A 16,654-nucleotide genomic window follows, 5' to 3' on the forward strand; every position below is an offset into this window, starting at 1 on the left:
TCGCCGGCGGGGTTGTCATGATGCTTTTCCCAGCCTGGATTCGCGATGCTAGAAATTTCCCATCTGACCAAGCGCTACGGACACGACGAGCCGGTGCTCAAGGGGCTCGACCTGCGTGTGGAAGACAACAGCGTGGTGGCGATCGTCGGCGCCTCGGGCGCCGGCAAGAGCACCATGCTGCGTTGTATCAACCGCCTGGTGGAACCCACCTCGGGCTCGATCATCCTCAACGGCATGGAACTGGTCGCGCTGCGCGGCGGCGCCCTGCGGCGGGCACGGCGCAAGATCGGCATGGTCTTCCAGGGCTTTAACCTGATCGACCGTCTGACGGTGATGGAGAACGTGCTGGCCGGCCGGCTCGGCTACGTCAGCCTCTACCAGGCGATCTCGCGACGCTTCCCGCAGACCGACATCGAACGCGCCTTTACGCTGATGGAGCGCGTCGGCATCGCCCAGTACGCCAACAAGCGCGCCGACGAGCTGTCCGGCGGCGAGCGCCAGCGGGTCGGCGTGGTGCGGGCACTGATGCAGGAGCCGGAACTGCTTCTCGCCGACGAGCCGACGGCCTCGCTGGACCCGCGGACCTCCGAGCAGATCATGATGCTGCTGCAGAGCCTGGCAAGCGAGCTGTCGCTGCCGGTGCTGATCAACATCCACAACGTCGCCCAGGCCAAGACCTATACCGAGCGTATCGTCGGTCTTCGGCATGGCAAGATGATCTTCGATGGCGCCCCCGACGACTTCAACGAGGAGGCGCTGGATGCCATCTACGGGGGAATCGAGGCCCCCGATGACGCGACCACCGAGTCGCCGACGGCGTCTCGGGAGGTGGGCCATGACGCGATCTGAGACCAGCGCCCCGGCAACGCCGCGTACCTGGCGCAAGCCACCGTTCATCGCCAATCCGCTGCTGCGCTACGGCCTGCTGGCGGTGCTGGTCATCTATCTGGTCTGGGCCTTCGGCAGCCTGCCGTTCAACTGGGCGCGCATCAGTGAGGGCCTGCCGCGGGCAGCTCGGATCTTCGGCGGTGGCTTCCCGCCGAGCTTCGAGCGATTCGACCTGCTGCTCACCGGCTTCAAGGAGAGCCTGCAGATCGCTGTTTTGGCCACGCTGCTCGGCGTACTGCTGTCGATCCCCTTTGCGGTGATGGCGGCGCGCAACGTCGCGCCGCTGCCGGTGTATTTCCTGGGTCGCGCGGTGATCATCCTCTCGCGCAGCTTTCATCCGGTGATCGTCGCCATCCTCTTTGTGGCCGCGGTGGGCTTCGGCCCGCTGGCGGGCATCCTGACGCTGACGCTGTATTCGATCGGCTTCGTCGGCAAGCTGCTCGCCGAGGAGATCGAGGAGATCGACTGGGGGCAGGTGGAGGCGATGAAGGCGACCGGCGCGGGCTATTTCGCGATTCTCGTCTATGCCGTCTTTCCGCAGATCCTGCCGCGTCAGGTGGGGCTCTCGATGTATCAGCTCGACAGCAACCTGCGCGCCTCGGCGGTGGTCGGCATCGTCGGCGCCGGCGGCATCGGCGGTACCCTGATGAACGCCTTCGGGCGCTACGATTATGCGTTCGCGTTCGCGATCCTGCTGGTGATCATCGCGGTGATCCTGATCAGTGAGGGCGTCAGCGGCTGGGTAAGGAAGAAGATATGGTAGATCAAGCCGGTGCCCTAGCGGATCGCGTCTGGAAACGCTACGACCGCCGCGAACGCCTCATTCGCTACGCCGTGATGCTGGTGACGCTGATGGTGGTGGTCTGGGCGGTACGCGACATCGATATCTTCTGGCCCTGGGTGTGGGACGCGCCGAACCAGATCTCGTCGCTGGGCGCGCGCATGTGGCCGCCCGACCCGAGCCGCCTGGAAGAGATCGTCAATGCGATGATCGAAACGGTGCACATCGCCACGCTGTCGACGATGCTGACCATCTTCATCGCGCTGCCGGTCGCCTATATCGCCGCCCAGAACACCACGCCCAACCGGGCCTGCCTGTGGCTGGGACGCTTCATCCTGGTCTCCAGCCGCTCGGTGAACACCATCATCTGGGCGCTGCTGTTCGTGGCGATCTTCGGCCCCGGCGTGCTGGCAGGGATACTCGCCATCATGTGCCGCTCGGTGGGTTTCATCGGCAAGCTGATGGGCGAGGCCATCGAGGAGATCGACCGGCGGCCGGTCGAGGCCATGCAGGCCACCGGCGCCTCGAAGCTCCAGGTGATCGCCTATGCCGTGGTGCCTCAGGTGATGCCGGCGTTCTTCGCCATCGTCATCCTGCGCTGGGATATCAACATCCGCGAGTCCACGGTGCTGGGGCTGGTCGGCGCCGGCGGCATCGGGGTCATCCTGCAAGGGTCCATCGATACCTTCGCCTGGACCACGGTGGCGACCATCCTGATCGCCATCGTCGTGCTGGTGCTGATCGGTGAGGCGATCACCAGCCTGTTGCGGCGCAAGGTAATCTGACGGCGAGGCTTACGGCGCCTGGAGGGAGGCTGCGGCGCAGCGCTGGCTCATCCGGGCGATGGCCGCATCGGCGCCGTCGAGGCTGAAGGTCATGAACCAGGGGTCGTCCTCGCCGCGCATCAGGCGTAGGCGCAGTGTCTCGCCGGTGCGCATTTCCTCGAGCAACAGCGCCTGTTGCTCAAGCTGGAAATGCACGTAGAAGCCCCGGTCGCCGCGCTCGGTGACGAATTCGGCACGCCCGCTGTGGATGGTGGCCTCATCGACCCGCAGGTCGGCGGGGACGACATTCACCGTGCGGCTCTCGTCCTGATACGCCTCGAGTTCGATGCGCAGTTCCAGCCAGGGCAGGTCGCAGACGCCAGTAGTGGCGTTGACGCTGAGGATCGAATCGCTGTAGCTCTCCGCCTCTATGGCCCGCCAGTGGCGCTCGTCGCCCAGGCTCAGGGCCAGCGAGTGCCAGGCGCCATGGGTCTGCACCTCGCTGGTGTTGAAGTTGGTAGCCGATACCGCTCCGGCCAGGGTCAGGCAGAGCGGCAATAACAGGTAAGAGAGGTGACGGGAAATGCGGGGCATGGCGAGAGGCTTCCTCGGGCCGACGATAGCTGTCCGAGGCTAGCATGCGGGTGTGGGCTGGCCTATCCCCGGCGCCCCTCGCTTCCGCTACTCATGGCCGTGCGTGTCATTCATGCCCTCGTTGCTATCGCCGCCCAGCTCGCCGCGGCCCAGTCGGCCCAGCAGGTCGAGGTCGATCGCCTCGAAGCTCACCAGCTCGCCGCCATGCGCTTCGCGGAATGCCTCGGCGTCGGCCTGTGCGGCGAAGGAGGCCAGGGTGTGTCCCATGGAGCCGCGCTGGTCGTGACCCACCACGTAGATCGCCTCGCTGGCCAGCACGAAGGCCTCGTCATCCGGGGTCGCCCAGGGCGCGGCGGCCACGTCGTGCACGTAGGCGTGGGAGAGGCGTGTCTCGTTTTCGGGCTGCTTGAGGAAGGCGAACAGATCCATGGTGGAGCAGAACTTCAGCGCCTCGCTCTGCTTGTCCAGGAAGGCCTCGCCCTTGGGGCCGGGGTGCTCGCTGATCAGCATGCCGCAGACGTGACAGCTGTCACCTTCCTCGATGGGCACGGGGGCGGCCAGGGCCTCGGGCTCGGTCTCGCCGCAGCCGGTCAGCAGCAGCGAGAACAGCAGCGGTAGCAGAACGAGCAGGCGGGGCATGAGATGACTCCGGTAAAGGGAAAGGGTGGCGTCAGGCCGAACGGTGACGGAAACGCCGCAGCGCCAGGCCCAGGGGCACCAGTATCCAGGCCACCAGGATCGCCGTCACCACAGTAGGGCGAAAGGCGCCGCCCTCGGCGATGGAGGTGAGGCCGGTGTAGCTGCGGGCCGCCTCGAAGCCGGCCAGGTTGATCAACCGGAAGCATTCGGTGGGGTTGAGCAGCAGCAGCCAGGGCAGCCAGTCGCCGCCCTGCTCGACGCTGACCAGCAGCGCCAGCAGGCCCAGGTCGAAGACCAGCACGAACAGGAACCACACTACCAGCGCCAGGCCGGCGGCGCGGGCCTTCTCGGAGACCCACACGCTGATCAGGTAGGCGAAAGCGATGAACACCCAGCCCAGCAGGATGCTGCTGCCGATCAAAAGACCCATGCCGGTGGCCAGCTCGGCGAGTGCCACGCCCTCGGCACCCACCGCGATCACCGCTCCGGCGACGCCGAAACCCAGTGCCGTGGCGGCGGCGAGAATCAGGCCGTGGCCCAGAAACTTGCCCAGCAATAGCTGGGTGCGGCTGATCGGATAGGTGAGCAGCAGCAGCAGGGTGCCGGCCTCCTGCTCGCCGACCACCGCGTCATAGGCCAGCAGCAGGGCGATCAGCGGAATCAGGAACACCGCGAGGGTCGCCAGGCTGACGATGGTCGTGGCAAGCGACGTGAAGCCCAGGCCGCCACTGGCGGCGGCGCCGAAGGCTGCGATGCCTACGGCGAGAAAGGCCAGCACCAGGGCGATGGCCAGCACCCAGCGGTTGCGCAGGCCGTCGCGGAACTCCTTGCCGGCGATAGTCAGGATGGCGTTCATTCGGCGTCTCCTCGTTGCGCGGGCGAGAGCCCGGCAGAGAAGTGGGTGTAGAGGTGTTCCAGGGTCGGCGGTAGCAGCTCGATGTCCTCGATGCCTGGAGTATCGGTGAGCCGACGCAGCACGGTGAGCTTGGCGTCCGGCGGCACCGTAAGCGCCACTTCGTGGCCGTTGACGGCTCGGGCCTCGATGCGCGGGTCGTCCCAGCGGGCAAGCTGGTTTGCCAGTTCGGCCTCGGCGCCGCGGCCGCGGGCACGCACGGACAGTGGCAGGGCGGCCTGCTGGCGCAGGTCGTCCAGGCTACCCAGCGCCAGGCGCTTGCCGCCGCCGAGGATCAGTGCGCGGTCAATGTAGGGCTCCACTCCGGGCAGCACATGCGATGACAGCAGCACCGTGCAGCCGCGCTCGCGCAGGCCGCGCACCGTGTCGTAGAAGTCGCGGGTGGCGGCCGGGTCGAGCCCGGTGGTGGGCTCGTCGAGCAGCAGCAGTCGCGGGTCGCCGAGCAACGCCTGGGCCAGGCCAAGGCGCTGGCGCATGCCCTTGGAGTAGGTCTTCACGCGCCGGTGGGCGGCCGCGCCGAGGCCCACCTGATCCAGCAGTTCTTCCACCTGGCGGCGGTCGACCCGCTTGAGTCGGGCGAAGTAGTCGAGCACCTCGCGGCCGCTGAGCTGCTCATAGAAGCTGACGTTCTCGGGCAGGTAGCCCAGACGTCGACGCAGGGTCTCGGCGTGGGCACCGTCGGGGGCGCCGCCGAGCACCGCCACGCGCCCTTCGCTTGGCGAGAGCAGACCGAGGATCAAGTGCATGGTGGTGGTCTTGCCGGCCCCGTTGTGGCCGAGCAGCGCCAACACCTCGCCTTCGTGCACCTGGAGGTCGAGGGCATCGAGGCGTACCAGCTTACCGTCGCGCCGGGTCACGCTCTGAAAATCGATCACCGCGGTCATGCGTCGGCGTCTCCGAAGTTGTGTTGATTCAAGTCGGCTTCAAGCAAGTCGGGTTCATTCATCAGTGGATGGCTGTCCTTGACGCCCTGGGGGCGAAATACCGGGAACTGACGCTGCACCCAGCGCAGCGCCAGGACTGCGGGGCTGTGCATCAGCAGCCGCGCCACCGGATAGCGCCACAGCAGGCGGTCCATGGCGTCGTTGGGTTCGAAGGGCGTGTCACCGACGCCATCGCTGTCCAGGTCCCAGCCGAGGTAGTCGCTCCAGTGGTTGCCGCGGCCTTCCTCCGACCACTCCTGGGCGCGGTTGGCTACGTACATCACCTGTTGGCGGTTGTCGACGAAGGCGTTGCCCACCAGAGCGTTGTCCTCGGAACCAGCGGTGAGATGGATGCCGATATCGCTGGTCGCGAAGCGATTAGCCTCGAAACGGTTGTATTGGGCGTTGTAGACGAACAGCGCCTTGCCCTCGCCACCGCTGACCAGCCCCTGGCCCTGGGCGTCGCGGCGCTGGTTGATGCCGCTGACGCGGTTGCCGCGCAGGGTGGAGTCGGTGATGTTGTTCATCAGGATGCCGTAGTGGCGGTCGTCATCCGAGCGGTTGCCGATCACCTCGAGTCGCTTGGACTGCATCAGCGCGTAACCGGTGCGAGTATCGCGGGTGGTGTTGCCCTCCAGACGGTTGTCGTGGGCGTACATATAGTGCACGCCGTAGCGCAACTCCTGCATGTGGTTGCCGCGCAGCAGGCTGTCGCGGCTGGTATCGATATAGATGCCGTCGCGGGTGTGGCGAATGTCATTGCCCGCCACCGTGACGTCGCGGACGTTGAAAAGGTGCACACCGTTGCCGCGATCCTGGGAGCGCAGCGAGGCGTCTCCGCGGATAACGTTGTCGAGTACCTGCACCTCGGCCACGGCGTCGAGCCAGATGCCGAAGCCGGGGCCCGTGAGGCGCGAGTCGCGGATCACGCTACCGGTGGCACTGGTTGCCACGAAGATGCCGGCATCCATGTCGGTGAGGTCGGCGCCCCAGTTCTCCACCGTGATGGTGTCGAGGACGATATTGGGGGCCTCGAGCACCACGGCGTGGCCGTCGCCGCCGCCGTCGATCACCGCGCCCGGTTCCCCCTCGAGGGTGAGCGTGCGGTCAATGGTCAGCGGTCCGGGATAGCGTCCTTCGGGCAGCAACAGGCGGTCGCCGTCGCTTGTCTGGTCGATCAGCGGCTGCAGCGGCTCGCCGGGACTGGCTGTCCACTCGGCAGCCAGCACGCCGCCTGGCAACCACGCGAGCAGCCAGGCGGCAAGAATCAGTCGGGGGACGACGAGAGACAGTCGTCGGGTCATGCATCTCTCCACAAGAAACGGGGCCGGGCGGCTGCCCGGCCCCGGTGAGGGCGTATCAGGCCTTCTCGACCAGCATGCGGCCAGTCATTTCCATGTGCATGGCATGGCAGAACCAGGAACAGTAGTACCAGTACACCCCAGCCTTGTCGGCGGTAAAGGTGACGCTGGCGGTCTGCTGCGGGCCGATCTCCATCGAGGCGCCATGATTGACCATGACGAAGCCATGGGTCAGATCCTCGACCTGGTCGAGGTTGGTGACTACCACGGTCACCTCGTCGCCCTGCTTGACCTTGAACTCGGAGAGGCCGAACTGCGGGGCGATGGAGGTCATGTAGACCCGCACCTGGCTGCCGTCACGGATCACCGTGTTGTCGCGCTCAAGGGTCACCCCGTCTGCCTCGGCCATGGCCACTGTCTCGGCGAAGAAGGGGTCATCACGCGTCCAGACCCGGCTTGGACTGAGCTGGTCGGCGCGCATCAGGATGCAGTCGTGGGGCTCGGCGAAAGTGGGGCCGTCATGGACCAGCTTCATCTCCTCGCCGGAGATATCGATCAGCTGGTCGTTCTCCGGATGCAGCGGGCCGACCGGCAGGAAGCGGTCCTTGGAGAACTTGGAGAGCACCACCAGCCACTTGCCATCGGCATCACGAGACTCGGTGAGGCTGGCGTGGTTGTGGCCCGGCTGGTAGTGGACGTCGAGCTTCTGGCGCAGGTAGTTGACCTCCTCGCCATCGTAGGCGCGGATGGCGTCCTCGATGTTCCATTTGGCCACCTGGCTGTCGATGAACAGCGTGGTATAGGCGTTGCCACGACCGTCGAAGGTGGTGTGCAGCGGCCCCAGGCCCAACTCCGGCTCGCCGACCACGGTATCGCGCGGCTCGATGGCGTCATCGAACAGCTCGGGGAGCTTGTCGATGGCGAGGATAGTGCAGGTCGGCGAGAGCTTGCCGTTGGCGATGAAGTACTTGCCGTCCGGCGAGGTGTTAAGGCCGTGGGGGTTCTTGGGCACGGGGATATAGCGCGTCAGCTTCGAGCCCTCGCGGCCGTCGAGCACCGGCACCTCGTTGTCGCCCAGGGTCTCGAACTCACCGGCTTCCACGGCGGCTTCGATCGCCTCGACGTCGAACACCACCACCCAGTCACGCTCGGCGCGCATGGTGTCGGCCAGCGTCATGCCTTTCTCGGAGTTGTAGCAGGTAGACGCCACGAAGCGGCCGGTGTAGTCGGCGTCGGTGTTGTCGAGGTTGCCGTTGACGATCACCTGCCAGGCCACTTCCATGCTCTCGGCGTCGATAGCGTTGAACATCGTCCAGTAGTTTTCCGGGCTCTCCAGGTCGCGGCCGTCGTTGACCTGGGGGATCGGCAGTTCGGCGTTGGCGAACACGTACTTGGTGTGCGGTACCTTCTGCAGGCGCAGGCCATGGATCGCCTGGACGTTGGGAATGGTGGTGATCTTGTCCGTCTTCATGATGTCGAGACGGATGCGCGCCACCCGAGTGTTGGCCTTGTCGTTGATGAACAGGTACTTGCCATCGTAGTGGCCGTCGGTCATCGAGACGTGCGGGTGGTGGCAGTCACCGTTGAGGAAGCGCGCCGAGTCGCCCATGATGCGCTTCGACTCGTTGGTGATGCCCCAGCCGGTGGCGCTGTCGATGTTGAAGACCGGAATGCGCATCAGCTCACGCATGGAGGGAACGCCCAGTATTCGCACCTCCCCCTGGTGGCCGCCGCTCCAGAAGCCGTAGTACTCGTCGAGTTCGCCGGGTGCGACCTCGATGCCGTCCTCGGCGGCGCGGGCCTCGCGGCTGCTCATCAGCGCCCCGGCGCCGAAGCCGCCGGCCAGGCCGGCACCGGCGACCCCAGTTACCGCGCTGTTGCGCAGGAAGTGGCGGCGGCCCAGGTTTTCGATCGCTTTCTTTTCGTCACTCATGGATTCACTCCTCCTGAAGAGTGGGGATTCGTTGTAGCTTGCGTTGTCCGGCACTGCCGGGGTCGTGGGTTTCGACACCACTCTGTCCGCTGGCCATGCGGGCCGCCTTCTCGTAGCGCTTGCGGCGCTTGATCACCGGCGGGCAGCGCTGGTCATCGTGGTAGGTGACCTGGCAGTCGAGGCAGTAGTGGCACTCGTTGGCGTTGATGCGGCCATCGGGATGAATGGCGGCCACTTCGCATTCGTTGGCGCAGATCTGGCACGGGGTGCCGCAGCTGCCGCGGTGCCGCTTCAGCCAGTCAAACAGGCGCAGGCGGGCGGGGATCGCCAGGCCGGCGCCCAGCGGGCAGACGTAGCGGCAGTAGAACTTGTGGTTGAAGGCCGAGATCGCCACCAGCGCCAGGGCGTAGAGCACGAACCCCCACTCGCGCTGGAAGCGCAGGGTAATGGCGGTCTTGAAGGGCTCCACCTCGGCGTAGCGCTCGGCGGTGCCCAGCGAGTGCAGCGAGAGGCCGAACAGCGCCAGCAGGATGATGTACTTGAGCGCCCAGAGCCGCTCGTGCAGTCCGAAGGGCAATTCGTACTGCTTCACACCCAGCTTGCGGGCGGCCTTGTTGACCAGGTCCTGCAGGGCACCAAAAGGACACAGCCAGCCGCAGAACACGCCGCGCCCCCACAACAACAGGCTCACCGCCACGAAGGACCAGAGAATGAACATCATCGGATCGATCAGGAAGGAGCCCCAGCTGAAGTCGGTGATCAGCGAGTTGGTAAAGGTCAGAATATTGACTACCGAGAGCTGGGCCAGGGAGTACCAGCCGATGAACACCAACGTGTAGACCAGAAAACCCAGGCGCAGCGGGCGCAGGATCTTCGGATGGCGCGCCAGCACGTCCTGAAAGAGCATGACGCCGGTGAGCACCAACAGGCCGGCGCCGAGCACGGCGATCTGGAAGGCCTTGTCGCGCCATACCTGCACCCAGATCGGCTCCTCCACCGGCGGCTCGGGGCGCTCGATGTAGGCCTCGGGCACGCTGTAGTCGGCACTGAAGCGGCTGAATTCGGTGTCCAACGGCCCCGAGGCACGGCGCACCAGCAGTTCCAGCTGCCAGGGTTGGCCGGGGTCGAAGGCGGCGTCCTCGCGAACGATGAAGATGTCGCGCTCGTCAAATGTCGGCGCCCCCTCAATGCCCAGGTTACCCAGGCGGATATGGTCGCGGTCGTGGAAGCTGACGTTGGTGTTGCCCTGGGAGAGCTCGATGCGATCGAAAATACCGCCGCGTACATAGCCCGAGCCCTTGAAGGAATAGTCACCGCGACCCATCACGGCGATGGCGTGCTCGTCCTCACCCAGCTGATCCATCAGCTGGTCGTAGCCGTTGTCGCCCAGCATGTTGCGGCCAGCGGTGGGCGGGTTCAGGTAGGTATAGAAGAGTTCGATGAAGGTACGATCGGCCGGCTGCGGGGTATGCAGGTAGTCTTCGGCAGGGGTGCCGACGAAGGATTCATCGACCTCGCCGTGGGTCAGGCGGAGGCGGCGAATGGTGCCGTCGCCGGTGAGCGTCTCCCAGTCGGCGGGCTCAAAAACATCCTCAAGGACCCGGGCCGGCGGGGTGGCGGAGGGATCGGCGATCAACCCCTGCTCGGCGGCCACCTGGCGGGCGGCGCGCATGATGGTGTCGCTGACCACGATGACCGTGACGGTGGCGCCCGAGATGGCGTCCAGATTGTCGCCGACCTTCATGCGGTCATTGACGTGGGCGGGGACGTGGTCGTCGGCGAAGTCCTCGAGCTTCGACTCGGGGATGCCCACCAGCATGATGGGTTCCTCGTGGCCGAGGACGTCGGCCTGAACGACTCTTCCTTCCAGGTCGATACCCACCAAGAGGTTGACCGGCTTGCCCGAGTAGGCCGGGATCGGTGCGATATCGACGCTCTCGAAGGCATAGCCGAGCAGTTCGTCGCCCGAGCGAACCTCGCTCACCGGCCACTGTGACTCGGCCATTTCGATGCGGTCGGCACCGGGAAAGCCCTCGCGGACCTGCTCCAGCTCCAGGGCGTGGAGGGTCGGGGCGATCAGCAAAAGACATAGGCTGAACAGCAGTCCGGCAATGCCGACTGGCCGAGGGTATCGTGCGGGCATGGCGAGGTCCTTGCAGGCGTAAGCCTAGGCGGCGCAGGACGGCCGCCGATCAAGAAAGGCCGGCCCGAAGGCCGGCTGGGTGTCAGGGCTCGAGGCTGGCGTAGTAGGCGGACATATCGGCGATATCCTCATCGGAGAGGCCCTGGGCCTGGGGCACCATGAGGGCAGACATGCCACCGCCGCGCTCACCATCACGGTACGCCTTCATGGCGCTCTCCAGGTAGGCGGCGGACTGGCCGGCCAGGTTTGGATAGATCGGCGAGGTGCCCATACCATCGGTGCCGTGGCAGGCGGCGCAGGCGGCAATCTTGCCTTCTCCGGCTTCTGGATCACCGGCAGCCTGCGCCCCCATGGCCAGGAAGGTGCCGCTCAATAGCGTGGCAGCGAGGAGTAATTTCATAAGATACCTCCGAGATGCATCTTTAAGTGCTTGAAAAGGCCCGGTTCGGGCAATGGCCTCGCCAGGCGAATGAGGCCATGATGCCAGACGACGCCCGGGTGAGGCTTGATGTGCGTCATGTTTATCCTAGATCGCATGTTTATCCTAGATGGATAAGTCCAAAAGGCAAAATAAACTGCTAATGCAGAAAGTGTAGGTGTGGCTCAGGCGTCGGGTAGGGTGTCGTCAAGTTGCAGCAAACTGATCAGCCGGGAGCGTCGCTGGCCGAGCAGGTCGGCCAGGGTATAGTGGTCGAGCACCGCAAGAAAGGCGCTGAGCGCCTCGGCCAGGATCGGCTTGAGCCGACAGGCGGGCGTGATGATGCACTCGTTGTCGTCGCCAAAGCACTCCACCAGGGCCAGGTCGCGCTCGGTGGTGCGTACCAGTTCGCCCAGCGAGATCGAGGCCGGGTCGCGCTTGAGCAGCAGGCCGCCGTTCTTGCCGCGGATGGAGGTGATGTAGCCATGATGGTTGAGGTCCTGCACCACCTTCATCAAATGATTGCGGGAGATGTCGAAGCGCTCGGCGATCTCGGCGATGGTAGAGCGCTGCTCGCCCTTGACGGCCAGGTACATCAGCACGCGCAGGGAGAAGTCGGTGAATCGGGTCAGATGCATGGGAACCCCGGCGCGTCAGGCGTCTCGCAAGCCGTAATGTGAAAAACAGTACATTTTAACATCGTGTCGATTCGTTCTGATTCGTCGCTGTGACATTTAGTCGCGTGTTGGCCCGAAGGGGCGCGATTGGCTTGGCTGTCTTAAAGATGTAATTTACACGCATGTTAAGATTCGTTGCCAATGATTCAGGTCAAGCCGACCGCATTCGGCGGATCGACCGACGCCCTGCCTGGTCACTGTTCTTTCCGCTCGCCGCCTTGCATGCCGCCCTGATGGTGCCGCTTTCGCTGGCGGCGATGCTTGGCTGGCTGGCCTGGCTGCCGGGCCTGGCGACGCCAGGCGGGCATGGCCGCGAGCTGCTGTTCGGCTTCGCCCTGGCGGTGATGGCGGGTTACCTGCTGGGGCCTTTGCCTTCCCGGCGGCTGGCACTGCTGGGGGGGCTGTGGCTGGTTGGGCGTCTCGGTGGGCTGGCGGGTTACCCGGCCTGGCCGGCCCTGCTGGCCGATGCCGCCTTCGCCTTGCTGCTGGCCGCCTGGGTGGTGCCGCGCTTCCTGGCGGCCAAGAAATGGCGCAACCGCCTGCTTTCGCCGCTGCTGGGGTTGCTCTGTCTGCTGGCGGTAGCCAGCCTGGCGGCGCGCCTGGCCTTTCCGGCTCTGCTCACGCCCCTGCTGCATCAGGGGGTGCTCTGGCTGCTGCTGCTGATGGCCTTCATGGGAGGGCGGGTGATTGCCCCGGCGGTGAACGGGCACCTGATGGCACGCGACCGCGTGGCTGGAGCCGGTGTCCAGCCGCGAATCGAGGCGGTCCTGATCGTCCTGCTGGGCGCCGCCGGGCTCCTGGCGATCTCCTCAGCTCTGTGGCCGGTGGCCAGTGCGCTATTGGCACTGGCCGGGGCGGTGATCCTGGTGCGGCTCTGGCGCTGGTCGCCTTGGACGCTTCGAGATAGAGCGGACCTGCTCGGTCTGCTGCTCGGCTACGCCTGGCTGGGCGTGGGGGCATGGCTGATGGCGTGGGATCTCCTGGCGGGTGTCGCACCGGCGGGTCGGCTCCATGCGATCACCGTGGGAGCGCTCGGCACCCTGGCCAGCGGCATCATGCTGCGCCAGGCGATCCTGAGGGCCAAGGGGCGTCCGGCGGACGAGCGGTGGCTGCCGTACCTGGCGGTGCTGTTTGCTCTGGCGGCGGGGCTGCGGCTGGCGCTGCCTTCGGCCGGAGCGTCCTGGTCACCGGTGTTATGGGGCGCTGTCGGGGCCTGGAGCCTGGCGTGGCTGCTGGTGGCGTGGCGGCTGATGTATTGGCGCCGCCGAGGGGCCGCTATAGCGGCAGTGCGTCCTACGGCGCCCCCTACGTCGACTTGATCTGGGTCAGCTACCTCGTGAAGGGTACCGACGCGCCCGGTCATGGCTGGCATAATTCGCCCATGCGGCGGTGGCCCCGCCCGGCCGCCGCCTTACAGATCCAGAGGCTTGATTCGATCATGCAAGACACCCTGCCGTTCATCCGCCCGCTGGTTGAGAAGTACGACCGCCCAGGGCCGCGCTATACCTCCTATCCCACGGCGCCCCAGTTCCAGGCGGCCTTCGCCGAGGACGACTATCGTGCCGCTGCCGAGCGCAGCAACCGGGCCGCGACGCCCAAGCCGCTGTCGGCCTATGTGCATATTCCGTTCTGCGAGAGCCTCTGCTACTACTGCGCCTGCAACAAGATCATTACCCACAACCGCGAGCGGGCGGCGGAGTACCTCGCCTGGCTCAAGCGAGAGGTTGCGCTTCAGGGCGCGTTGTTCGACGACTCGCGACGCATGACCCAACTGCACCTGGGCGGTGGTACGCCCACTTACCTGAGCAATGACCAGCTTGGCGAACTGATGACGGCGCTGGACGCCGCCTTCCACTTTGCCGAGCCCGAGGCGCGGGAGTTCTCCCTTGAGGTGGACCCTCGCACCGTGACCCCCGAGCAGATCCACGAACTGCGCGAGCTGGGCTTCAATCGCCTGAGCTTCGGGGTGCAGGATTTTGACACCAAGGTCCAGGAGGCGGTCAACCGCCTCCAGAGCGAGGCGCAGGTGGTGGAGCTGGTGGGTGCGGCCCGCGAGGCCGGCTTCCAGTCGGTGAGCGTCGACCTGATCTACGGCCTGCCGCTGCAGACCGTGGCGAGCTTCGACGCCACCCTGGACAAGGTCATCGCCCTGCACCCCGATCGCATCGCCGCCTACAGCTATGCCCACCTGCCGGAGCTGTTCAAGGCCCAGCGGCTGATTCGTCCGGAGGACATGCCGCCCCCGGAGCGCAAGATTGAGCTGCTTGAGCTGACCATCCGCCGCCTCACCGAGGCAGGCTATGTCTATATCGGCATGGACCATTTTGCCCTGCCCGAGGATGAGCTCTCGCTGGCGAAGGAAAATGGCACCCTGCAACGCAACTTCCAGGGCTACTCGACGCATGCCGACTGCGACCTGATCGGCCTGGGCAATACCGCCATCGGCAAGGTAGGCGACAGCTACAGCCAGAACGTCAAGGAAACCGCCCAGTACCAGACGCGCCTCGAAACGGGGCGGCTGCCGGTGATGCGCGGTTACCGCCTGAACGCCGACGACGTGCTGCGCCGCGACGTGATCAACGCCCTGATGTGTCATGGGCGCATCGACTTTGCCGCGATCGAAGCGGCCCACGAGATTGATTTTCGCGACACTTTCGCCGACGCCCTCGCCGAGCTCGAGGAGATGGCGGACGACGGCCTGCTGGCGATCGATGACGAGGCCATCGAGGTGCTGCCGGCCGGGCGGCTGATGATGCGCAATGCCGCCATGGCCTTCGATGCCTACCTGGCACGCAGCGAGGGGCGTTACTCGCGCACCGTCTGAGGAGTTGACATATCCCGATGCGACACGGCGCCTCTTGAGGCGCCGTGTCGCGTTTGGTGGGGCCCGGCTGGCGGCAGGCTCAGACGACGCCCTGCTCGATCATGGCATCGGCCACCCTGCGGAACCCGGCGATGTTAGCGCCCAGCACCAGGTTGGTGGAGTCATCGAACTCGGCGGCGGTCTCGGCACACTGGTGGTGGATGTTGGTCATGACCTCCTTGAGCTTGGCGTCGACCTTTTCCAGCGGCCACTGCTGCATGCTGCTGTTCTGGGCCATCTCCAGTTGGCTGGTGGCCACGCCGCCGGCATTGGCGGCCTTGCCAGGTCCATAGGCGACCTTCGCTGCCAGGAAGCGGTCCACGGCAGTGGCGGTGGAAGGCATGTTGGCCCCCTCGCTGATGCAGGTCACACCGTTGTTCAGCAGCGCTTCGGCATCGGCCTCGGTCAGCTCGTTCTGGGTGGCGCAGGGGAAGGCCACGTCACCCGCCAGGCGCCAGACCGCATGGCCATCGGCCGGGTAATCGCTGGCTGGCAGGTAGCAGGCCTTGGGGTGCTTCTCCAGGTAGGCCTCCAGCGAGGCGCGCTTGACCTCCTTGAGCTCCTTGAGTAGGTCCAGGTCGATGCCACGAGAGTCATGGAGAGTGCCACCCGAGTCTGAGCAGGTGACGGGGGTCGCGCCGAGCTCATAAAGCTTCTCGATGGTGTAGATGGCCACGTTGCCGGCACCTGAAACCAGACAGGTCTTGCCTTCCAGGGTTTCGCCGCGGGCCTCGAGCATGTTTTCGGCGAAGTAGACGGCGCCGTAGCCGGTGGCCTCCTTGCGGCCGATGGAACCACCCCAGTTGAGGCTCTTGCCGGTCAGTACCCCCTCGTAGCGGCCGGTCAGGCGCTTGTACTGGCCGTAGAGGAAGCCGATCTCACGGGCCCCCACGCCGATGTCGCCTGCCGGCACGTCGGTGGTCGGGCCGATATGACGATGTAGCTCGCTCATGAAGGCCTGGCAGAAGCGCATGATCTCGCCTTCCGAGCGACCCTTGGGGTCGAAGTCCGACCCGCCCTTGCCGCCGCCGATGGGCAGCCCGGTCAGGGCATTCTTGAAGATCTGCTCGAAGCCCAGGAACTTGATGGTCCCCGAGGTGACGCTGGGGTGGAAACGCAGCCCCCCCTTGTAGGGACCGAGGGCGGAGTTGAACTGGACGCGGTAGCCCTTGTTGACCTGCACCTTGCCGGTGTCATCCATCCAGCAGACGCGGAACATGATCTGGCGCTCCGGCTCGACGATGCGCTCGATGATGCTGTGGTCGAGGTAGTGCGGGCTGCGCTCGAAGAGCGGACGCAGGCACTCCAGTACTTCTTCTGCGGCCTGGTAAAACTCGGTCTGGGCGGGGCTGCTCCTGCGCAGTGCCTCGAGGGTATCGTGGACGTAGGGCATGGAAAGTTTCCTGTGCGGTCGAAACGGTTCGGCAGCACTATAAGGCAATGCACCATTATGCAGCAAATGCATGGCTCATGCGGGAAATGGTCATTAAATTGAACCGAAATCCCTTTAAATGTACGAAAAGTTATGAACTAGTTTTATCCATTAAAGTTATTTAATAGACGATATTTAAACGCTGCTGACTGGCTGGCACTCCTGGTCGATGGCCAACCGTGCCAGGTCGTAAAGGCCGTCGCTTGGGCTGGTTTTCTTCAAGCCTGGTTATCTTGTCGTCCCATGACCCTTACCCTGACGCCTGAACCTTTCTGTAGACCTGTCATTCAACGGTGTCCTTCTCTGGATTCAGCTCGGCCGGTCTTGTCGCGTTGAAGGATTTTTTCGCGCATCTTGTGCTTGAAGCGGGCAAGGGGACTATATA

15 protein-coding genes are annotated in these 16,654 nt (G+C 65.2%); 5 read left to right on the plus strand and 10 right to left on the minus strand.

Going from position 1 to position 16,654, the window contains the following annotated elements; translation table 11 throughout:
• The first annotated feature begins 45 nt into the window (after nucleotides 1-45).
• From phnC to phnE (BM341_RS05820), 3 genes are read left to right on the plus strand one after another with little or no spacing between them, the layout of a single operon-like run.
• On the plus strand, nucleotides 46-849 hold the full coding sequence (phnC, locus tag BM341_RS05810; protein WP_089793860.1) for a phosphonate ABC transporter ATP-binding protein: 804 nt from the start codon (nucleotides 46-48) through the stop codon (nucleotides 847-849).
• Nucleotides 836-1,651, plus strand: coding sequence for a phosphonate ABC transporter, permease protein PhnE (gene phnE, locus BM341_RS05815; protein WP_089793861.1), 816 nt, complete (start codon nucleotides 836-838; stop codon nucleotides 1,649-1,651). The genes phnC and phnE (BM341_RS05815) overlap by 14 nt, the downstream gene beginning before the upstream one ends.
• Nucleotides 1,645-2,454: a phosphonate ABC transporter, permease protein PhnE gene (gene phnE / locus BM341_RS05820; RefSeq protein ID WP_089793863.1), complete on the plus strand. Its 810-nt coding sequence runs from the start codon at nucleotides 1,645-1,647 to the stop codon at nucleotides 2,452-2,454. The genes phnE (BM341_RS05815) and phnE (BM341_RS05820) overlap by 7 nt, the downstream gene beginning before the upstream one ends.
• Before the next feature lie 9 nt (nucleotides 2,455-2,463).
• Here the strand turns inward: phnE (BM341_RS05820) and BM341_RS05825 are convergent, their stop codons facing one another.
• The 9 genes from BM341_RS05825 to BM341_RS05865 form a co-directional block, all read right to left on the minus strand.
• On the minus strand, nucleotides 2,464-3,027 hold the full coding sequence (locus tag BM341_RS05825) for a hypothetical protein (RefSeq protein ID WP_245784181.1): 564 nt from the start codon (nucleotides 3,025-3,027) through the stop codon (nucleotides 2,464-2,466).
• Between the two features lie 87 nt (nucleotides 3,028-3,114).
• On the minus strand, nucleotides 3,115-3,666 hold the full coding sequence (locus BM341_RS05830; RefSeq protein WP_089793865.1) for a nitrous oxide reductase accessory protein NosL: 552 nt from the start codon (nucleotides 3,664-3,666) through the stop codon (nucleotides 3,115-3,117).
• Nucleotides 3,667-3,697: 31 nt separating this feature from the next.
• The gene (locus tag BM341_RS05835) at nucleotides 3,698-4,522 is read right to left on the minus strand and encodes an ABC transporter permease (protein ID WP_089793867.1); all 825 of its coding nucleotides are present in this window, start codon (nucleotides 4,520-4,522) and stop codon (nucleotides 3,698-3,700) included.
• The gene (locus BM341_RS05840) at nucleotides 4,519-5,463 is read right to left on the minus strand and encodes an ABC transporter ATP-binding protein (RefSeq protein WP_089793869.1); all 945 of its coding nucleotides are present in this window, start codon (nucleotides 5,461-5,463) and stop codon (nucleotides 4,519-4,521) included. Before BM341_RS05840 ends, BM341_RS05835 begins: the two co-directional genes overlap by 4 nt.
• Nucleotides 5,460-6,806, minus strand: a complete 1,347-nt coding sequence (locus BM341_RS05845; protein ID WP_089793871.1) for a nitrous oxide reductase family maturation protein NosD — start codon at nucleotides 6,804-6,806, stop codon at nucleotides 5,460-5,462. The genes BM341_RS05840 and BM341_RS05845 overlap by 4 nt, the downstream gene beginning before the upstream one ends.
• A gap of 55 nt (nucleotides 6,807-6,861) precedes the next feature.
• Entirely contained in the window at nucleotides 6,862-8,736 is a 1,875-nt protein-coding gene (nosZ, locus tag BM341_RS05850) for a TAT-dependent nitrous-oxide reductase (protein WP_089793872.1), read from the minus strand.
• 4 nt (nucleotides 8,737-8,740) lie between these two features.
• Nucleotides 8,741-10,879 carry a transcriptional regulator NosR gene (gene nosR, locus BM341_RS05855; RefSeq protein WP_089793874.1) on the minus strand — a complete coding sequence of 713 codons (2,139 nt, stop codon included), beginning with the start codon at nucleotides 10,877-10,879 and terminating at the stop codon, nucleotides 8,741-8,743.
• An 82-nt stretch (nucleotides 10,880-10,961) separates the two neighbouring features.
• Complete coding sequence (locus BM341_RS05860) at nucleotides 10,962-11,279, minus strand: c-type cytochrome (protein ID WP_089793876.1); 318 nt, start codon at nucleotides 11,277-11,279, stop codon at nucleotides 10,962-10,964.
• A 203-nt stretch (nucleotides 11,280-11,482) separates the two neighbouring features.
• Entirely contained in the window at nucleotides 11,483-11,935 is a 453-nt protein-coding gene (locus BM341_RS05865; protein WP_089793878.1) for an RrF2 family transcriptional regulator, read from the minus strand.
• A gap of 161 nt (nucleotides 11,936-12,096) precedes the next feature.
• On the opposite strand from BM341_RS05865, the gene BM341_RS05870 reads away from it, so the two are divergent.
• Together BM341_RS05870 and hemN are read left to right on the plus strand one after the other, a co-directional pair.
• Complete coding sequence (locus BM341_RS05870) at nucleotides 12,097-13,293, plus strand: NnrS family protein (protein WP_089793880.1); 1,197 nt, start codon at nucleotides 12,097-12,099, stop codon at nucleotides 13,291-13,293.
• Between the two features lie 119 nt (nucleotides 13,294-13,412).
• Complete coding sequence (hemN, locus tag BM341_RS05875) at nucleotides 13,413-14,798, plus strand: oxygen-independent coproporphyrinogen III oxidase (RefSeq protein WP_089794195.1); 1,386 nt, start codon at nucleotides 13,413-13,415, stop codon at nucleotides 14,796-14,798.
• Nucleotides 14,799-14,877: 79 nt separating this feature from the next.
• Here hemN and gdhA read toward each other — a convergent pair whose 3' ends face one another.
• Nucleotides 14,878-16,230, minus strand: coding sequence for an NADP-specific glutamate dehydrogenase (gdhA, locus tag BM341_RS05880; RefSeq protein WP_089793882.1), 1,353 nt, complete (start codon nucleotides 16,228-16,230; stop codon nucleotides 14,878-14,880).
• Between the last annotated feature and the right edge of the window lie 424 nt (nucleotides 16,231-16,654).

Source organism: Halomonas korlensis (assembly GCF_900116705.1).
GTDB lineage: Bacteria > Pseudomonadota > Gammaproteobacteria > Pseudomonadales > Halomonadaceae > Halomonas > Halomonas korlensis.